The 17,424-nt window shown below is 49.4% G+C and carries 18 protein-coding genes and 2 pseudogenes; 15 read left to right on the top strand and 5 right to left on the bottom strand.

From position 1 onward, the window contains the following. From BWK47_RS10910 to BWK47_RS10900, 3 genes and pseudogenes are all read left to right on the top strand, one after another. A pseudogene (locus BWK47_RS10910) lies at nucleotides 1–108 on the top strand (IS630 family transposase); the annotation flags it as partial. Next, nucleotides 101–199: pseudogene (locus BWK47_RS17405) on the top strand (transposase); the annotation flags it as partial. The pseudogenes BWK47_RS10910 and BWK47_RS17405, both read left to right, overlap by 8 nt. A gap of 130 nt (nucleotides 200–329) precedes the next feature. Next, nucleotides 330–653 carry an RpiB/LacA/LacB family sugar-phosphate isomerase gene (locus tag BWK47_RS10900; protein WP_071822672.1) on the top strand — a complete coding sequence of 108 codons (324 nt, stop codon included), beginning with the start codon at nucleotides 330–332 and terminating at the stop codon, nucleotides 651–653. A gap of 52 nt (nucleotides 654–705) precedes the next feature. Here BWK47_RS10900 and BWK47_RS10895 read toward each other — a convergent pair whose 3' ends face one another. Together BWK47_RS10895 and purD are read right to left on the bottom strand one after the other, a co-directional pair. Beyond that, nucleotides 706–1,320 carry a hypothetical protein gene (locus BWK47_RS10895; protein WP_162328656.1) on the bottom strand — a complete coding sequence of 205 codons (615 nt, stop codon included), beginning with the start codon at nucleotides 1,318–1,320 and terminating at the stop codon, nucleotides 706–708. A 204-nt stretch (nucleotides 1,321–1,524) separates the two neighbouring features. Beyond that, a complete protein-coding gene (gene purD / locus BWK47_RS10890; RefSeq protein WP_162328655.1) occupies nucleotides 1,525–2,784 on the bottom strand; it encodes a phosphoribosylamine--glycine ligase in 1,260 nt (419 codons plus the stop codon). Between the two features lie 111 nt (nucleotides 2,785–2,895). Between purD and BWK47_RS10885 the strand changes: the two genes are divergently transcribed. From BWK47_RS10885 to BWK47_RS10840, 10 genes are all read left to right on the top strand, one after another. Next, entirely contained in the window at nucleotides 2,896–3,531 is a 636-nt protein-coding gene (locus BWK47_RS10885; protein ID WP_162328654.1) for a TIGR04282 family arsenosugar biosynthesis glycosyltransferase, read from the top strand. A gap of 96 nt (nucleotides 3,532–3,627) precedes the next feature. Further along, on the top strand, nucleotides 3,628–4,008 hold the full coding sequence (gene rpsL, locus BWK47_RS10880; protein ID WP_010872944.1) for a 30S ribosomal protein S12: 381 nt from the start codon (nucleotides 3,628–3,630) through the stop codon (nucleotides 4,006–4,008). Nucleotides 4,009–4,158: 150 nt separating this feature from the next. After that, complete coding sequence (gene rpsG, locus BWK47_RS10875; RefSeq protein WP_010872943.1) at nucleotides 4,159–4,629, top strand: 30S ribosomal protein S7; 471 nt, start codon at nucleotides 4,159–4,161, stop codon at nucleotides 4,627–4,629. A gap of 206 nt (nucleotides 4,630–4,835) precedes the next feature. Beyond that, entirely contained in the window at nucleotides 4,836–6,911 is a 2,076-nt protein-coding gene (gene fusA, locus BWK47_RS10870) for an elongation factor G (protein ID WP_162328653.1), read from the top strand. 59 nt (nucleotides 6,912–6,970) lie between these two features. Next, nucleotides 6,971–8,170, top strand: coding sequence for an elongation factor Tu (gene tuf, locus BWK47_RS10865; RefSeq protein ID WP_010872941.1), 1,200 nt, complete (start codon nucleotides 6,971–6,973; stop codon nucleotides 8,168–8,170). Between the two features lie 138 nt (nucleotides 8,171–8,308). Beyond that, a complete protein-coding gene (gene rpsJ / locus BWK47_RS10860; protein WP_010872940.1) occupies nucleotides 8,309–8,626 on the top strand; it encodes a 30S ribosomal protein S10 in 318 nt (105 codons plus the stop codon). A 165-nt stretch (nucleotides 8,627–8,791) separates the two neighbouring features. After that, complete coding sequence (locus BWK47_RS10855) at nucleotides 8,792–9,331, top strand: TRAP transporter small permease subunit (protein WP_162328652.1); 540 nt, start codon at nucleotides 8,792–8,794, stop codon at nucleotides 9,329–9,331. Next, nucleotides 9,331–10,668 carry a TRAP transporter large permease gene (locus BWK47_RS10850; RefSeq protein ID WP_162328651.1) on the top strand — a complete coding sequence of 446 codons (1,338 nt, stop codon included), beginning with the start codon at nucleotides 9,331–9,333 and terminating at the stop codon, nucleotides 10,666–10,668. The genes BWK47_RS10855 and BWK47_RS10850 overlap by 1 nt, the downstream gene beginning before the upstream one ends. Nucleotides 10,669–10,728: 60 nt before the next feature. Next, nucleotides 10,729–11,538, top strand: coding sequence for a transporter substrate-binding domain-containing protein (locus BWK47_RS10845; protein ID WP_162328650.1), 810 nt, complete (start codon nucleotides 10,729–10,731; stop codon nucleotides 11,536–11,538). A 110-nt stretch (nucleotides 11,539–11,648) separates the two neighbouring features. Next, on the top strand, nucleotides 11,649–11,864 hold the full coding sequence (locus BWK47_RS10840) for a hypothetical protein (protein ID WP_162328649.1): 216 nt from the start codon (nucleotides 11,649–11,651) through the stop codon (nucleotides 11,862–11,864). A gap of 63 nt (nucleotides 11,865–11,927) precedes the next feature. Here BWK47_RS10840 and BWK47_RS10835 read toward each other — a convergent pair whose 3' ends face one another. The 3 genes from BWK47_RS10835 to BWK47_RS10825 form a co-directional block, all read right to left on the bottom strand. Further along, nucleotides 11,928–12,923: a pentapeptide repeat-containing protein gene (locus BWK47_RS10835; RefSeq protein ID WP_162328648.1), complete on the bottom strand. Its 996-nt coding sequence runs from the start codon at nucleotides 12,921–12,923 to the stop codon at nucleotides 11,928–11,930. A gap of 403 nt (nucleotides 12,924–13,326) precedes the next feature. After that, complete coding sequence (locus tag BWK47_RS10830; protein WP_162328647.1) at nucleotides 13,327–14,232, bottom strand: S66 peptidase family protein; 906 nt, start codon at nucleotides 14,230–14,232, stop codon at nucleotides 13,327–13,329. Between the two features lie 38 nt (nucleotides 14,233–14,270). Further along, nucleotides 14,271–14,618, bottom strand: coding sequence for a hypothetical protein (locus BWK47_RS10825; RefSeq protein ID WP_162328646.1), 348 nt, complete (start codon nucleotides 14,616–14,618; stop codon nucleotides 14,271–14,273). A 182-nt stretch (nucleotides 14,619–14,800) separates the two neighbouring features. Between BWK47_RS10825 and hypB the strand changes: the two genes are divergently transcribed. Both hypB and BWK47_RS10815 read left to right on the top strand, forming a co-directional pair. Further along, nucleotides 14,801–15,658: a hydrogenase nickel incorporation protein HypB gene (gene hypB / locus BWK47_RS10820; RefSeq protein WP_162328645.1), complete on the top strand. Its 858-nt coding sequence runs from the start codon at nucleotides 14,801–14,803 to the stop codon at nucleotides 15,656–15,658. 19 nt (nucleotides 15,659–15,677) lie between these two features. Further along, nucleotides 15,678–17,252 (top strand): NAD(P)H-hydrate dehydratase, encoded by a 1,575-nt coding sequence (locus BWK47_RS10815; RefSeq protein WP_162328644.1) that lies wholly within the window; start codon nucleotides 15,678–15,680, stop codon nucleotides 17,250–17,252. Nucleotides 17,253–17,424 lie beyond the last annotated feature (172 nt).

Genomic DNA, 17,424 nt, shown 5'->3' with positions numbered 1-17,424 from the left:
GATTTAAATGATATTGAGCATGACTTTAGCGCCTTGAAACGAGCTAGAATGTACGCTCCTATTGACACGTCTCTTGATGAAATTATCCGTTCTTACTGTGATATTTAGCGTCTCAGCCTTATTTGAAACTACTATATTTTTACCACCATATTCACCGGACTTGAACAAAATTGAGAAGTTCTGGGCGAAACTAAAACGTTATGTTGCCCAACTTGCTTAGTAATGGAGAATCGCTGATTGCTGCATTGGATATAGCGTTGAGAGAGCTGTCCTAACTATCTCATTCTTTGCTTATTTGGCGCCTTGGCAGGGGAAAAAGACCTTGGCCATTGGTTGCCCAACAATTAGCTGAAGCGGTGGCCGGTCAAACTGTAGAGGAAGGCATACTATTTTGTTGGACGGGAACGGGTGTCTCCATTGCGGCCAATAAAGTACCGGGTATCAGGGCCGCCCTAGTGAGGGATGCGGAAACTGCCAAGGGAACCCGTTGGTGGAACGATGTCAATGTGCTGGTAATGAGTTTACGGGCCACTTCCCCGGCGATCGCCAAGGAAATTTTGGCCGCCTGGTTTACGGAACAAGTCAAACCGGAAGAGTTGGATTGTATTCAACTGGTCACGGCGATCGAGCAAAAATATTCTAGCCAAACCTAATCCAAGTAAGCGTTCCACCGTCCAGTCAAGATGTTGCTGACCACAACTGGGACTAATTAATCACCGGGGCAGTAGGGGCCGCATTGGTGCCAGTGGGGGTGGGTCCCTCAAACGGGGAAGCTACAAAACCCAATTCATAAAGCTGTTGGTAGGATTTTCTGCCCAAGTCCGTGGTGGGATTCTGGGAACGGATAATTTGTAGCAACAGGGGCACCGCCAAAGCTGGTTCGTTGTTGGCTCGATGTACTAGAGCTAAACGGTAAGTAGCTTCATCCCGCAGTTGACCAGTTTCCAGAGCGGCAATTCTTTGTTCCTCAAAAATAACCGTGTTAATGCCCGAGAAACTATTAGCTAATTGCAGATGAAAGTTAGACAATTGGTTAAAAATCTTGCGGGCTTCCTGAAGTTTAGCCAGCGCTAGGGCGTACTGATTTAAATTAATGGCTTCATTGGCTTCATTCATTAATCTACGTCCAGCGCCCACGCTCAAGATACTACCTTCTTGGTTGAGGGGACGAAACTCCCTAGAATTTTCGGGACCACTACCCTCAATAATCACTTCCTCCACCTCCGTGACCCCCTGTCCCCGGACTGACGGAGTCAAACTGGAGACCACAGCAAGGCCGCAGACAGTTAAAGCCAATATGTGCACAAGACGTTGAAGCATAGTCAAATTGGGGAAGGGCAAATGTAGGAAGGTAGTTCAAGGCAAACTGCAACGTATATTAACATTCTCGGTTGATCTCTTTAGGACACCATTGGTTTACTTTTGCCATTGCCAAGGCCACTGGTCTTTTCCTCTCCGGCCCCAGGGGAAATTTGTTTTACCCCAATCCATTCTCCCCGAAGAATTTCCGCTCCCAACTCCTTGTCAAAGTGCTTTGTGGCCGATGTCCCGTCGGTAATACATACCATCAAAGTCAATTTGTTCTACTCCTTGATAGGCAGTGGCGATCGCCGTGGATAAGTCTTTTCCTAGGGCGGTGACTCCCAATACCCGGCCTCCATTGGTCAAAACTTTGCTTTCTTTTAATTCTGTGCCAGCGTGGAATACCGTAACATCTTGAGCTTCGGCTTCAGCCAAACCATTAATTTCGTCTCCTTTGTGGTAACTGCCGGGATAACCGCCAGCGGCCACCACCACACAAACCGCATTACCAGGATGCCATTGCAGAGGTCCCAATTGCTCTAGGTTTTGTTCCACACAGGCCATCAATACCTTTTCTAGAGGAGTGGCCAGGAGGGGCAACACCGCTTGGGTTTCAGGATCACCAAAACGACAGTTATATTCCAACACTTTAATTTCCCCGGCGGGACTGACCATTAAGCCGGCATATAATACTCCCCGGTAATCAATGCCCCGTTTAGCTAAAGCATTAGCTGTGGGCTGTAGGATTTGTTTTTGCACCTGGTCTATGACCGCTGGCGGGGCGATGGGAGCAGGGCAGTAGGCTCCCATGCCACCAGTATTGAGCCCTTGGTCTCCTTCCCCAATGCGTTTGTGGTCCTGGGCTGGTAGCAGGGGAATAACTGTTTTGCCGTCACAGAGGGCTAGCACGGACACCTCTTCCCCTGGTAAAAATTCCTCCACCACAATTTTTTCAAAGCCCTGGTCAAATAATTCGGCGATTGCCGTGTTTGCTTCGGCTAAAGTTTGGGCCACAATCACCCCTTTACCAGCGGCTAAACCGTCAGCTTTCACCACAATGGGAGCTCCCATTTTCGTAGCATAGGCCTGGGCTGGAGCTGTCTCAGTGAAAGCTTCCCCGAAAGCTGTGGGCACTCCCGCTTCGATTAATAACTGTTTGGTCCAGGATTTACTCGCTTCCAATTCTGCCCCGGCTTTGGTGGGGCCAAAAACTTTTATACCTAGTGCTTGTAATTGATCGGTCAACCCCAGGGTGAGGGGCAATTCCGGCCCCACCACTACTAAATTAATTTTTTCCGTTTGGCAAAATTCACAGATTTTCCCCAGTTGATCCACGGCGATCGCCACATTTTCTGTTTTCGGTAACCCAGCAGTACCGCCATTTCCCGGCAAGCAATAGCAATGGCTCACCTCCGGCGATCGAACTAACGACCAAGCCAAAGTATGTTCCCGTCCACCGCTACCAATAACTGCCACTTTCATGGACTGTAACCTCTACAACTGCTGGAAAAATTATGATAAATTAGCCGTTCTCAAGATTAACAGAATGGCCGGAGTTGACTGGAGTTATTTATCTCCGCCCCCCCACTTTCCATGGCTGAACAGCATTTAATTATTTTCACCCGTTGGCCAGAACCCGGAAAAACCAAAACTCGCCTGATCCCTGCCCTTGGCCCTAGGGGAGCGGCCAAGCTACAGCAACAACTGACGGAACATACCGTTCAAACCGCCCATAATTTTCGCTGCCAAACCGATGCCCCTTGTCAAATAACTGTTTTTTACACTGGCGGAACTAGACAGCAGATGGAACAATGGCTAGGAACTAATTTTTGTTACCAACCCCAAGGAACTGGAGATTTAGGTGATCGCCTGCAACAGTCTTGCCAGTGGGCCTTTGGGCAGGGAGGCAACAAAGTTGTGATTATCGGCATTGATTGCCCTGGTATTACTCAAGGGTTACTCCGAACCGCTTTCACTGCCTTGGATAATTACCCGGTAGTGTTGGGGCCGGCCCTGGATGGCGGTTATTATCTAATGGGCTTGACCAACTTCAACCCAGCCTATTTCGAGCAAATTGACTGGGGCACTGGAGTCGTTTACCAACAGACCTTGGCAAAAATTGTCCAAAATGGCGATCGCCCTTACGACTTACCAACCCTACCGGACATAGACCATCCCACGGACTTGCAATACCTACCCGTCACCTTCATCGCAGCAGATAAAACTTAGGTTGACAGCGCTAAATAGGCAGCGGTATGATGAAAATTTGTCGATGATTTTCTTATCTATTAGGAGAACGATCCTAATTCCCACTATATTTAACACATGCCAACTATCCAGCAGCTAATTCGTAGCGAACGCTCGAAGGTACAGAAGAAAACTAAATCCCCTGCCCTCAAGCAATGTCCCCAACGGCGGGGAGTCTGCACTAGGGTTTACACCACCACCCCCAAAAAGCCCAACTCCGCCCTCCGGAAAGTGGCCCGGGTACGCCTCACCTCCGGGTTTGAAGTAACGGCCTATATCCCTGGCATTGGCCACAATCTACAAGAACACTCCGTAGTACTAATCCGGGGCGGTCGGGTAAAAGATTTACCTGGGGTTCGCTACCACATTGTGCGGGGCACGTTGGACGCCACCGGAGTTAAAGACCGCAAACAGGGTCGCTCCAAATACGGCACCAAACGGGAAAAAGCGAAGAAATAACTTTCCCAACTTTCCATTAGCCTAGCCGCCCCTGTTCAGTGAAGGTGTAGCTGGCTTTACCACTCCCCTTACTTTCGGCAACCCAGCCCGAAACGTTTGGCAGTGATCACAACTTTTAATCATTATCCAGAGCAAAAAGAGTAAAAAGTTATGTCTCGTCGTGGCAATGTCAAAAAGCGCCCTGTGCCCCCAGATCCCGTTTACAACAGCACTCTGCTGAGTATGACCATCCGTAGGGTAATGCGCTCCGGCAAAAAATCCTTAGCTTCTAGCATTGTTTACAATGCCTTGGCCTCCGTTGGAGAGAAAACTGGCGAAGATCCCTTGGAAGTGTTTGAAAAGGCAATCAAAAACTTGACTCCCCTGGTGGAAGTTAAAGCCCGCCGGGTTGGTGGTGCCACCTACCAAGTGCCCATGGAAGTTCGTCCTGCCCGGGGAACTGCCCTAGCTTTACGTTGGTTGGTGCATTTTTCCCGTGCTCGGGGTGGTCGCACCATGGAAAGCAAATTGGCTAACGAAATTATGGACGCCGCCAATGAAACCGGCGCCGCCATCAAAAAGCGGGAAGAAACCCACCGCATGGCCGAAGCCAACAAGGCCTTTGCCCATTACCGCTACTAGGCAATAGGCAAGGCAACATTGATACAGGTTTGGGGTTGAGTTGCCCCCACGCCTCCCTGGGTTAGTTTTCAGGAAAATTCCCCCTAGATTTAGTTGCAGATCTAGAAAGATCGGGGAAAACGTATAGAATTGTTAATGGCCTCCCGTTTTCCCTTGGGAAAGAGAGAGCTTGTTTTTGGTCGAACCCCCGGTTAGGAGTAAACTTTATGGCTCGCACAGTGCCCCTAGAACGAATACGTAACATTGGTATCGCCGCCCACATTGATGCGGGTAAGACCACCACGACGGAACGGATTCTGTTCTACTCTGGCGTGGTTCATAAAATCGGTGAGGTTCATGAAGGTACGGCAGTAACGGACTGGATGGCCCAGGAAAGGGAAAGGGGCATCACCATCACCGCCGCCGCTATTAGTACCGATTGGTTGGGGCATCATATCAACATCATTGACACTCCGGGGCACGTGGATTTCACCATTGAGGTGGAGCGCTCCATGCGAGTGTTGGACGGAGTAATTGCTGTATTTTGTTCCGTGGGTGGAGTGCAACCCCAATCAGAAACAGTGTGGCGTCAAGCGGAACGATACCAAGTGCCCCGCATTGCCTTTGTCAATAAGATGGACCGCACCGGGGCTAATTTTTTCCGGGTCTGTCAACAGATTGGCGATCGCCTACGGGCCAATGCGGTCCCCGTTCAAATTCCCATCGGCAGTGAAGCGGAGTTTGAAGGCATTGTGGATTTGGTGCGCATGAAGGCCTATTTGTACAAAAACGATTTGGGCACAGATATCCAGGAAGTTCCCATTCCCGCTGCAGTGCAGGATAAGGTGGAGGAATATCGCTTACGCTTGGTAGAATCCGTAGCGGAAGCTGATGATGCCCTGATGGAAAAATATTTGGAAGGAGAAGAGTTAACCGCCGATGAATTGGTAGCCGGTCTGCGCCGGGGAACCATTGCCGGAACCATGGTGCCAGTGCTCTGTGGCTCCGCGTTTAAAAATAAGGGAGTTCAGCTTTTACTGGATGCGGTGGTGGATTACCTCCCCTCCCCCCTGGAAGTACCGGCGATCGAAGGGCATCTACCCGATGGCGAAGTAGCCACCAGACCGGCGGAAGATAAAGCTCCCCTGTCAGCTTTGGCCTTCAAAGTAATGGCGGACCCGTTTGGCCGGCTCACCTTCGTGCGGGTTTATTCCGGCGTGTTGGAAAAGGGCAGTTATGTATTGAATTCCACCAAAGAGAAGAAGGAACGCATTTCCCGATTAATCATCCTCAAAGCCGATGACCGCATTGAGGTGGACCAGTTAAATGCCGGAGATTTGGGCGCAGTGTTGGGGCTCAAGGATACCCTCACTGGGGATACCCTTTGTGATGACCAAGAGCCGATTATTTTAGAATCCTTGTTTGTCCCCCAGCCAGTTATTTCCGTAGCGGTGGAACCAAAAACTAAACAGGATATGGATAAGCTTTCCAAAGCTTTACAATCTTTATCCGAGGAAGATCCCACTTTTCGCGTCAGTGTCGATCCCGAGACCAACCAAACGGTAATTGCTGGCATGGGAGAATTGCATTTAGAAATTCTGGTGGACCGCATGCTACGGGAATTTAAGGTGGAGGCCAATGTGGGTGCTCCCCAAGTAGCCTATCGGGAAACCATCCGTAAGGCAGTACAGGCAGAAGGTAAATTTATTCGCCAGAGTGGGGGCAAGGGCCAATATGGCCATGTGGTCATTAAGGTGGAGCCTACCGAGCCAGGGACGGGCTTTGAATTTGTCTCTAAAATCGTCGGTGGCGTTATTCCCAAGGAATACATTGCTCCGTCGGAACAGGGGATGAAAGAAGCCTGTGCTTCGGGGGTATTGGCGGGCTACCCGGTCATTGACCTCAAAGCCACCTTGGTAGATGGGTCTTTCCATGATGTGGACTCATCGGAAATGGCCTTCAAGATTGCTGGTTCCATGGCAATCCGGGAGGCTGTGGGCCAAGCTGACCCTGTGCTCCTAGAGCCGGTCATGAAAGTCGAAATTGAAGTTCCTGATGACTTCATGGGCAACGTGATCGGTGACCTCAATGCCCGTCGGGGCCATATTGAGGGCCAGGAAACGGAGCAGGGCATAGCCAAAGTGGCCGCTAGTGTTCCATTGGCGGAAATGTTTGGCTATGCGACCGATATCCGGTCAAAAACCCAAGGCCGGGGTATTTTTTCGATGGAATTTAGCCATTATGCAGAAGTACCCCGTAATGTTGCCGAGGCGATCGTCGCCAAAAGCAGAGGCTATGCCTAAGCCGGCAGTTCTCCTAGGACTGCAATCTGTGTAGAAACAATCAAAGGACTTATTTATTCATGGCACGCGCAAAATTTGAACGGACGAAAGACCACGTAAACATTGGCACCATTGGTCACGTTGACCACGGTAAAACCACCCTAACGGCGGCGATCACCATGACCTTGGCGGAATTGGGTGGTGCCAAAGCCCGGAAATATGAAGATATTGACGCGGCTCCTGAGGAAAAAGCCCGGGGCATTACCATCAATACTGCCCACGTTGAGTATGAAACCGATAGCCGTCACTATGCCCACGTAGACTGTCCTGGTCACGCTGACTATGTGAAAAACATGATCACCGGTGCTGCCCAGATGGACGGTGCGATTCTGGTGGTTTCCGCCGCTGATGGCCCCATGCCCCAAACCCGGGAACACATTCTTTTGGCTAAGCAAGTAGGGGTTCCCAAACTGGTGGTCTTTTTGAATAAGAAAGACATGGTGGACGACGAAGAACTGCTGGAATTGGTGGAACTGGAAGTTCGTGAATTGCTCAGCGACTACGATTTCCCCGGTGATGACATTCCCATCGTTGCTGGCTCTGCCCTCAAGGCGATCGAAGGAGAAAAAGAATACAAAGATGCGATTCTTGAACTCATGAAAGCCGTTGACGACTACATCGACACCCCTGAGCGGGAAGTTGATAAGCCCTTCTTGATGGCGGTGGAAGACGTATTCTCCATCACTGGTCGTGGTACCGTTGCCACCGGTCGGATTGAGCGCGGAAAAGTTAAAGTTGGCGAAGAAATTTCCATCGTCGGCATTAAAGATACCCGTAAAGCCACTGTTACCGGTGTGGAAATGTTCCAAAAAACCCTTGAAGAGGGAATGGCTGGGGACAACGTGGGTTTGCTCCTCCGGGGGATTCAAAAAGAGGACATCGAACGGGGTATGGTTTTGGCTAAACCCGGTTCCATCACTCCCCACACCGAATTTGAAGGGGAAGTTTACGTGCTCAAGAAAGAAGAAGGTGGCCGCCACACTCCTTTCTTTGCCAACTACCGCCCTCAGTTCTATGTACGGACCACTGACGTAACCGGTACCATCAAAAGCTACACCGCTGACGACGGCAGTGCTGTGGAAATGGTTATGCCTGGGGATCGTATCAAAATGACCGTTGAGCTCATTAACCCGATCGCCATTGAACAGGGGATGCGTTTTGCTATCCGCGAAGGTGGTCGTACCATCGGCGCCGGTGTTGTTTCTAAGATTTTGAAGTAGTCCTTAGAACAACATTCATGATGTAGTTGGTGTTGGGTTGGTTACGGTAAGTTTTTTCTGACTGGGCCAGCCCCACTGACTATTCAACTTTCTGAACCTTGACAATTAAACAGTCCGCTAATTCTGAGTTAAATTTCCATGGCAACATTGCAACAACAAAAAATCCGTATCCGCCTCAAAGCCTTTGACCGTCGCCTCCTCGATACATCCTGCGACAAAATTGTTGATACCGCTAATCGTACTAATGCCGCCGCTGTGGGGCCGATTCCTTTGCCCACCAAACGGAAAATTTATTGTGTGTTGCGCTCTCCCCACGTGGATAAGGATTCCCGGGAACATTTTGAAACCCGCACCCACCGCCGCATTATCGACATTTATCAGCCTTCTTCCAAGACCATTGACGCTCTGATGAAGTTGGATCTCCCTGCCGGGGTTGATATCGAAGTCAAGCTATAGAATTTGACATTCTTATTTTTAGAGTCAAATTGTCCTCGCTAGTAAAATGGTGAGGATTTTTTATTTGTTTAATGGCGAAACTTGCTGGTCTAGGTTGTAGTCTGAACATCTAGAATTTGCTCTATTTTTATGGGAAGTTCTTTGGCTGAGGGAGGCCAGTAATTAGTGGACAAATTACTCAAAATTGCCCAGCTTATCGATCAATTCACCGCTTGGATTGGGAAATTTACCGCATGGTTAGTATTGGCAATGGTACTAACTGGCGGCTGGAATGTGGTGGGGCGCTACCTCGGCCGCTTAGTAGGCCAGAACTTGGCCTCCAATGGTTTGCTAGAAGCCCAATGGTATTTGTTTGATCTAGTTTTTCTTCTCGGTGCTGCCTACACCCTGCAAACCAATGACCATGTGCGGGTGGATATTTTTTACAAATCCCTTGGCGATCGCCAGCGGGCTTGGGTGAATTTATTAGGTACTTGTTTATTTTTATTCCCGTTTTGTGGGCTGGTGATTTTTTATTCTTGGGAATCGGTGATCAATTCCTGGCACATTTGGGAAACTTCGCCGGATCCGGGAGGATTACCCCGTTATCCCATTAAAACCATGATTATTGTCGGTTTTGTGTTGCTAATTGTCCAAGGCATCGCGGAAGTAATTAAAAATCTGGCGATCGCCCTTGGTCATTTTGATACGGAGGCTAGGGGTTAATGGTGGACTACGACTGGTTAGGGCCAATGATGTTTGTGGGGGCATTGGTCTTCCTGGGCTGTGGCTATCCCGTTGCCTTTTCCCTGGGGGGAGTGGCGATTTTATTTGCCATCATCGGCGCGGCTTTAGGTTCTTTTGACCCCATATTCTTGTCCGCCATGCCCCAAAGGATTTTTGGCATTATGGCCAATGGTACTCTGCTGGCTATTCCCTTTTTCATCTTTTTGGGATCCATGCTGGAGCGGTCTGGCATTGCTGAGCAACTATTAGAAACCATGGGTATTATCCTGGGGCATTTGCGGGGAGGACTAGCCCTGGCGGTGATCCTAGTGGGTACTATGCTGGCGGCAACCACCGGAGTTGTGGCGGCCACCGTTGTGGCCATGGGTTTAATTTCCCTACCCATTATGTTGCGCTATGGCTACAGCAAAGAGTTAGCATCCGGTGTCATTGTCGCCTCTGGCACCCTGGGACAAATCATTCCTCCTAGCGTAGTTTTGATCGTTTTAGCTGATCAATTGGGAGTTTCCGTGGGGGACTTATTTATCGGCTCCCTCCTTCCAGGACTAATGATGGCCGGCAGTTTTGCCCTTTATGTCTTGATAATTGCCTGGTTAAAACCGGACTTAGCCCCGGCTTTACCGGCCGAAGTTAGGAACATTGGCGGCCAGGAATTACGCAGACGTATAGTGCAGGTGATGTTGCCCCCGTTAGTTTTAATTCTGTTGGTGCTGGGGAGTATTTTCTTCGGCATTGCTAGTCCCACCGAAGCAGGGGCCGTGGGTTCCATCGGGGCGATCGCCTTGGCCCATTTTAATCAACGTCTGAACTGGAAAGCCCTCTGGAAAGTCTGTGACGCCACCCTACGCATTACCAGCATGGTGATGCTAATCCTATTGGGGTCAACTGCGTTTAGCTTAGTGTTCCGGGGGCTGGAAGGCGATCGATTTATGTTTGATCTTTTGGCTAATTTACCCGGTGGCCAAATTGGCTTTTTAGCCATTAGTATGATCACCATTTTCATACTAGGATTTTTCATTGATTTTTTTGAAATTGCCTTTATTGTCCTACCCATGTTTAAACCTGTGGCAGAGGCACTAAACCTTGATTTAATTTGGTACGGTGTCATTGTGGGAGCCAATTTACAAACCTCCTTCCTCACACCGCCCTTTGGTTTTGCCCTCTTTTACTTACGGGGAGTGGCACCAGCGAGCCTAACCACTGGGCAAATTTATCGGGGAGCCGTACCGTTCATTGGTCTGCAAATTTTAGTGTTACTGTTAATTATTATTTTCCCCGCTTTGGTTAATTGGTTGCCTTCTTTAAGTGTTCAATAAAGTAGTTAGTTTTCTCCGTATGGAGAAATTTTTTGCTCTTTTACTTATACTACTCTTCCCATGCGTGGCCTAATTGTCGCTAGCTGTTTACTATTTTTAATTCCGGGTTTAACTGTCAGTGCGATGGCCCAAACCATGGTCTTGGAAACCGCTATGGCTAGCCGAGAAGTCAGCCTAGAAGCAATTCGGCAACGGGGTAAATTAAGGGTGGGAGTGAAGGATAATTTACGACCTTTGGGTTTTCGGGATGGACAGGGGGAATTAGCTGGTTTAGAAATTGCTTTGGCCCGTCGTTTAGCTTTGGCTTTGCTGGGGGATGAAACGGCGGTGGAGTTGGTTCCGGTACAGAATCAGGACCGGCTTCCCCTATTACTCAACGGTGACGTGGATTTAATCATTGCCCAAATGGGCCAAAATCCTGCTCGCGATCGCCTGGTGGATTTTTCCCCGCCCTACTATATGGACGGAGTTGGTTTAATTAGCAAAAACGGCTCCCTGAAAAACCTAGACCGCAACCAGGCTCACACCATTGCGGTGCTTAATAACAGCGGCACCATTCCCGTTATCAAACAAGCATTTCCCCAAGCTACCCTTGTGGGGGTAGATTCCTACGACCAAGCCTATCAAATTCTAGAACAGGGCCAAGCCATGGCCTTTGCTGGGGACAATTCCGTGCTGAGCGGCTGGGCCCAATCCCAATCCGATTACTATCATTTGCCTTTGCAATTAACAGTTAACCCCATGGCGATCGCCATGGCCAAAGGATTACAACACCAAGCCCTACAACGGGAAGTTAACCAAATCCTATTGCAATTACGGGCTTCCGGTTGGCTCCGGCAACAATGGCAAGCCTGGGGCCTGCCCTTCTAAGAAATGCAGAAAATTTCACCCCAGTCAACAATACTTAACAAAGGTTTACAATTGCCTTGGCTTTTGTTAAGGTGTAGTTGTCAAAGTTGGTTTACCTGGAGAAATCAAACATGCAATCCTCACAGACCTGGGCGATGTCCTCCGCAGACACAGCTACCAAAGAAACCAACTGGCTCTCTCTGCTGTTCTTTTTGATGGGGGCCATGAATGCTTACATGTTCTTCCGTCGCCAACGGGATTGGTTGAATCAGCAGGGACTACGTCTCATTAAAGTTGCCTTGGCATCCTTTGGTTGTGCTGCCCTTCTAGAAACACTGATCTTTTAGGGGGAATTTTCCCGCTGTTAGTAATTTTGTTGATTAGTTGTTTATGATTGCAGTGAATTTCAGTTAAATGACATAGGCGGCCTGGAGTCCCCCAAAGCAACTAATATTTATTCCCTGACGCCCCTGGTGGCAATTATGACTGCGGTGATTGTGATGGTTTCCCAGTCCTAATATTCCTTCGCGAAACATGGACTGGTCGGCGATCGCCTCTTCCCAATTAACGCCTTCCACCACGACATCGTGCCAAACTACCTGGGTTAGGTTGGCCCCCATCAGATCAGCCCCGGTCAGGTCCACTCCAGTGAGATTTGCCCCGGTTAAATCTGCCCCCCGGAGGTTAGCGCCCCGCAAACTAGAGTGACTAAGGTTTGTGTCCCGCAGGCAACTGCCGGTTAATTTCGCCCCATCCATGGCTAAACCGTGGAGACTGAGAGCACTTAAATCCATTTCCTTCATAAAAGCCCGGCGCAAATCCGTTGCCCACAACCTAGCATCGCGCAAATTAGCCAGACTAAGACAAGCTTCCTGTAAATTAGCCCAGGAAAAATCGGCTTTCTGGAAATTGGCTTCCCGTAAATTGGCAGCGAACAGATTAGCTCCGGTCAGATTAGCCTGCTCCAGATTAGCTCCCCGGAGATTGGCATGGGCTAGGGTTGCCCCGCTCAGCTTAGCTCCTTTGAAATTAGTTTTAACTGCAAAAGCCCCGTAGAGACTGGCTTTGGTCAGATCGGCATGGCTTAAATCTGCTTGGTTGAGTTTGGCATAGGTCAAATCTGCCCAGTTCATTTGGCAGTGCCCTAGGCGGGCTTTGGTCAAAAAGGTGCGCTGCAAATTACTACCGATCAGGTTCGTGCGCTCAAAATCGACGGAAATCAGAGTGAATCCCGATAGGTCAGCATTTTGTAAATTTTCCCTGGGGAAGCGGCGCACACCGTGTTCGTAGGCCCGCAGGAGAGGATTGATGTTCATAGACAAGGAAACTCCATGTCGAGAATATTTACTGTTGTCTCTCTTTGGCCACCGGGTTTGGGCAGCGGCAATTTTGACCAATGAAAGCACAGCAGTGACGTTGAATAGATATTTGCCCAGAAAAATCCTTCCGTCTGTAATGGATTTTACCTAAAACAAACTATTTGGACACACTTTTTTGCCGGGCTGACACAATTCTTAATTGTTTATTAAGAATAAAATTGTCTATGTCTTAAGATAGAGAGTGGAGTCCATAACCTCTGCTGTATAAGAATTTCTTCTAAATATTTTTCAAGAAAAATTGATTATTTATGCCAGCAAGCTATTAACTTTTTGTAGTTAAGCTATAAACTCATTAACAAATAATTTTAATAAGTTTTATGAATTTTTTCCCCGGCCATAATCGCCACAAAGCTATTGCCCAGACCAATCTGGAGCATTAATACCGGAGCTATGACAATGAATATCTCCGGAGGTAAAAGATGATAAAACTTTACAAAAAGCTGAGGGTGCCAGCGTCCCCATCCAATTCCGCTTTGCTACCCACGGGCAAAATGGCATTGACGCCGCCATGACCAAAGGGTAAATCCGCCACCACTGGTATGCCCAAATCCCCCAGGCGATCGCCAAGGACTTCTTCCACTGTCCAACTGGGGAATCCGGCGGGAGCTTCACATTCACTGAACCGCCCCAGGGCAATGCCAGCTACCTGGGATAAATTGCCGGAGGCTCGCCATTGGGTTACCATGCGGTCAATGCGATAGGGGGCTTCGGTCACATCTTCGATCGCCAAAATTACGTTTTCAAAATCTGGTTGCCATGCTGTTCCTAAAAAATGGGTAGCAACGGTTAAATTACCTGCCACTAAACGCCCTTGAACCTTTCCACTCTGCCAACTTTTTCCGGTTAAAGATGGTAGCGGTAAACCCTGGAGATAGGTTTTTAATCGTTCCAAAGCCCAATCCGGCTCATCGCTGAGGGTAGTTAATACCGGCCCGTGGAGGCTGATAATGCCTGACTTGAGCAAACTCCATAAAATCCCTGTGACATCGGAAAAACCCAACACCCATTTTGGTTGGCTAATTTCCGGCCATTGCCAATCTTCCAGTAACCGGGCGGAGCCGTAGCCCCCCCGACTACATAAAATTCCTTTACATTGGGGGTCTAACCAAGCGTTGAGTAAATCTTGCCTACGTTGTTGATCCGTTCCCGCTAGGTAGCCGAAGCGATTTTCGTAACCTTGGCTGAAAATTACCTCGTAGCCCCACGATCGCCAAATATCCACCCCTTTGTGCAAATCCGTCGATTCCCGCAGACTACCGCTGGGAGACACCACAGTGAGGCGATCGCCTGGTTGGAGAGGGAGAGGTTGAAGAAAATTTTTGGGCAGGGAAAACATTGGTTGGGCACTGTTTACAAGGTTTACCAGGGCTGGATCTAACCATGCTGGGCTAGATATTCAGCCAAATCTTCAATGAGTCTGGGCAATTCCGCTTCCGTAGTCAAACGAATCCGGTCGTCCCGTAGTGTGAGCAATACCTTAGCCGCAAAGGGGCTGGGGTAAATATTTGGGTTGCAAAATACTTCTAAAAAGACTTCTCCACTGTGGCAATATTCCAAATTCTGTTGCTTCTCCGGTCGGCCTCCCTGGTTAACCTGAGCACCAATGGCCTTTAATTGATTGACCAATTGGTTGATCTCCCCCTGGAGGGCGATCGCCGCTTCGGCACTAAAGGGAAAACGAACAGAACCTTGGAGTAAGTTGAGGGTTAGGGGAGCTGTCATTACAAAAATGGGGCTGGGAAATTGGATATTTAATCAATGGAGCCAGAAAAGACAAACCTGGGTCTCCACCATCCATTCCAGATTACTGTGCCAAATGGCAATTAAAGTAGAACCTCTTTCAAGCATCCTCTCTTACCATGGGGTCATAACATTAATATTTCCGCCCGAGGGGGAAGGTTATTATGTGCCAAAACTGCGGTTGTAGTGCGGTGGGAACCGTTGCCCATAGCCATCATCACCATGGCGATGGAAATTTTGCCCACAGCCATGATGACCATAACCAGCAAGAACATCATCACCACCATGGCAACTACAGCCAAAGTCCAAGTCAGCAGACTGTGACCATTGAACCCGATCGCCAGTCCATTGCCATTGGCCAAGGCATTCTCAGCAAGAATGACCGCCTAGCGGAAAGGAATCGGGGCTATTTCCAGGCTAAGGGCTTACTGGTGATGAATTTCCTCTCTTCTCCCGGAGCCGGTAAAACTGCTCTGATCGAAAAAATGGTCGGCGATCGACAAAAAGACCATCCCACCGCCGTGATTGTGGGGGATTTGGCCACCGATAACGATGCCCAACGTCTCCGCAGTGCCGGGGCGATCGCCATTCAGGTCACCACAGGAAATATTTGCCATCTGGAAGCGGAAATGGTGGCCAAGGCGGCCCAAAAGTTAGATTTAGACAATATCGATCAATTGATCATTGAAAATGTCGGTAATTTAGTTTGCCCCACGGCCTATGATCTGGGGGAAGATTTACGGGTTGTATTATTTTCCGTCACAGAAGGGGAGGATAAGCCCCTCAAATATCCCGCCACCTTCAAATCGGCCGAGGTTATTTTAGTTACCAAACAGGACATTGCCGCCGCCGTGGACTTTGACGCAGAGCTGGCTTGGCAAAACCTACGGCAAGTGGCTCCCCAAGCGCAAATTTTTGCAGTGTCTGCTCGCACGGGGGAAGGATTGCCGCTGTGGTATGAATATCTGGATCAATGGCAACTCCAGCACCGATCGCCGTTGGTGGATCCAGCATTGGCCTAAGAGTTGAAGGAAAAAGATTATGGCAGTGACGTCTCCATGGTTCCGGGCAGTGGTCAGTGCGGCCCAAATGCAGGAGATTGAAAATTGGCTATTCACCCAGGGTATGCCAGTGGCGGCCTTGATGGAAAAAGCGGCTCTACAGATCGCCCACAGGTTGTCCACGCTCTATCCCCTCAGCACATATCCCCGCATCGGTGTAGTGGTGGGCCCGGGCCATAACGGTGGTGATGGTTTAGTGGTGGCTAGGGAACTAAAGCTCCAGGGCTACCAAGTTCAGGTTTTACAACCCTTGGACAAGTTAAAACCCCTGACCCAAAACCACGCTGACTACGGCAAAAGTTTAGGCATCTCTTGGGTGGAAGGGGTCCAGGCTTTGGCCCATTGCGACCTGATTATTGATGCCTTGTTCGGCGTTGGTTTAACTAGACTTATCACCGGGGCGATGGCCGATGTGGTCATAGCCATTAACGATTTATCCGTACCCGTGGTCAGTATCGATCTACCTTCAGGTATTGAGACAGATACGGGGGAAATTTTAGGTGTAGCAGTGGAGGCAGACCGGAGTTTTTGTCTTGGTCTTTGGAAACGAGCTTACTTTCAGGACAGGGCTTTGGCCCACCTAGGCCAGACGGAGTTATTGGGCATCGGTTTACCCCCCCAGGCGATCGCCAATGTTTTAGGAAAAGTTTGGCCAGTGCAAGTCCTTGGAGCTGACCAAGCTCAACAAACATTGCCCCTCAGTCACCCGTTAGTGATCCACAAGTATCAACAGGGCCACCTATTACTGATCTGCGGTTCTCAACAGTATGCCGGGGGAGCGTTGCTAACTACTCTGGGGGCCAGGGCCAGTGGGGTGGGGATGGTGACAGTGGCGGTGCCCATGGGGATTAAGGCCTTGCTCCACAGTCAATGTCCCGAAGTTTTGGTGAAAGGTCTTTTGGAAACTCCCTCCGGGGCGATCGCCGGTTTGGGCAATTTGGACCTATCCCGTTACAGTGCTGTGGCCCTTGGACCAGGGTTAGGCTCGGGCGTAGGCCCCGTGGTGGAAGAAGTTTTGTCGGTTAATTGTCCCCTGATTTTGGATGCCGATGGTCTCAATCAATTAGCTCAGCAACAATTACTACCCCTATTGGCAGCACGGACAGCCCCCACCGTGTTAACTCCCCATGGAGGTGAATTTAAAAGACTTTTTCCCGACATTGACCAAGGCGATCGCCTCACTGCAGTGCAAACAGCGGTGGCTATGTGTCAGGCCACAGTGCTGCTCAAAGGGGCTAAAACGGTCATTGCTAGTCCAACGGGCCCCACCTGGGTAATTAAAGATAGTACTCCAGCCCTAGCCCGAGGAGGCAGTGGGGATGTCCTCACGGGACTGATGGGGGGTATCTTGGCCCAGCCAGAAAAATTTGACCTTGCCCAAAGGGTGGCAACAGCAGCCTGGTGGCATGCCCAAGCCGGTATTTTAGCGTCTCAACAAAGAACAATTCTGGGGGTAGACGCCCAACATTTAGCAGAGTATTTAATTCCGGCCTGTCGCCAGTGGCTTGGTCCCAATATCGCTAACTGGCCCGCTAATTTGTCCCATTCAAGTTGATTTTGGCAAAAAGTCCCCTCTAAGCGAGCTTGGGACTGGGTTAGCCTAGTTCAGTTGACTTCTGGGCGAATGTCGGTAAGCTAAACTAAGATTAATTCCGGGGAAAATTGTTCCTGGGGAGTAACTAATTTTAATCATCTGAGTCTGCAAGGTTACAAATTCCATTTCCTGG

Origin of the sequence: Synechocystis sp. CACIAM 05 (assembly GCF_010222815.1) — a bacterium.
Classification (GTDB): Bacteria; Cyanobacteriota; Cyanobacteriia; order Cyanobacteriales; family Microcystaceae; genus Synechocystis.
Note: the sequence above shows the minus strand (reverse complement) of the source record. Positions and strands in the feature narration are given on the sequence as shown.

Bases quoted from the DNA above. Each gene is read 5' to 3' on its own strand.
- hypB (WP_162328645.1), top strand. From the start codon at position 14,801: ATGTGCCAAAACTGCGGTTGTAGTGCGGTGGGAACCGTTGCCCATAGC.
- tuf (WP_010872941.1), top strand. From the start codon at position 6,971: ATGGCACGCGCAAAATTTGAACGGACGAAAGACCACGTAAACATTGGC.
- rpsJ (WP_010872940.1), top strand. From the start codon at position 8,309: ATGGCAACATTGCAACAACAAAAAATCCGTATCCGCCTCAAAGCCTTT.
- BWK47_RS10845 (WP_162328650.1), top strand. From the start codon at position 10,729: ATGCGTGGCCTAATTGTCGCTAGCTGTTTACTATTTTTAATTCCGGGT.
- BWK47_RS10840 (WP_162328649.1), top strand. From the start codon at position 11,649: ATGCAATCCTCACAGACCTGGGCGATGTCCTCCGCAGACACAGCTACC.
- rpsG (WP_010872943.1), top strand. From the start codon at position 4,159: ATGTCTCGTCGTGGCAATGTCAAAAAGCGCCCTGTGCCCCCAGATCCC.
- BWK47_RS10885 (WP_162328654.1), top strand. From the start codon at position 2,896: ATGGCTGAACAGCATTTAATTATTTTCACCCGTTGGCCAGAACCCGGA.
- BWK47_RS10895 (WP_162328656.1), bottom strand. From the start codon at position 1,320: ATGCTTCAACGTCTTGTGCACATATTGGCTTTAACTGTCTGCGGCCTT.
- BWK47_RS10850 (WP_162328651.1), top strand. From the start codon at position 9,331: ATGGTGGACTACGACTGGTTAGGGCCAATGATGTTTGTGGGGGCATTG.
- rpsL (WP_010872944.1), top strand. From the start codon at position 3,628: ATGCCAACTATCCAGCAGCTAATTCGTAGCGAACGCTCGAAGGTACAG.
- fusA (WP_162328653.1), top strand. From the start codon at position 4,836: ATGGCTCGCACAGTGCCCCTAGAACGAATACGTAACATTGGTATCGCC.
- purD (WP_162328655.1), bottom strand. From the start codon at position 2,784: ATGAAAGTGGCAGTTATTGGTAGCGGTGGACGGGAACATACTTTGGCT.
- BWK47_RS10830 (WP_162328647.1), bottom strand. From the start codon at position 14,232: ATGTTTTCCCTGCCCAAAAATTTTCTTCAACCTCTCCCTCTCCAACCA.
- BWK47_RS10815 (WP_162328644.1), top strand. From the start codon at position 15,678: ATGGCAGTGACGTCTCCATGGTTCCGGGCAGTGGTCAGTGCGGCCCAA.
- BWK47_RS10825 (WP_162328646.1), bottom strand. From the start codon at position 14,618: ATGACAGCTCCCCTAACCCTCAACTTACTCCAAGGTTCTGTTCGTTTT.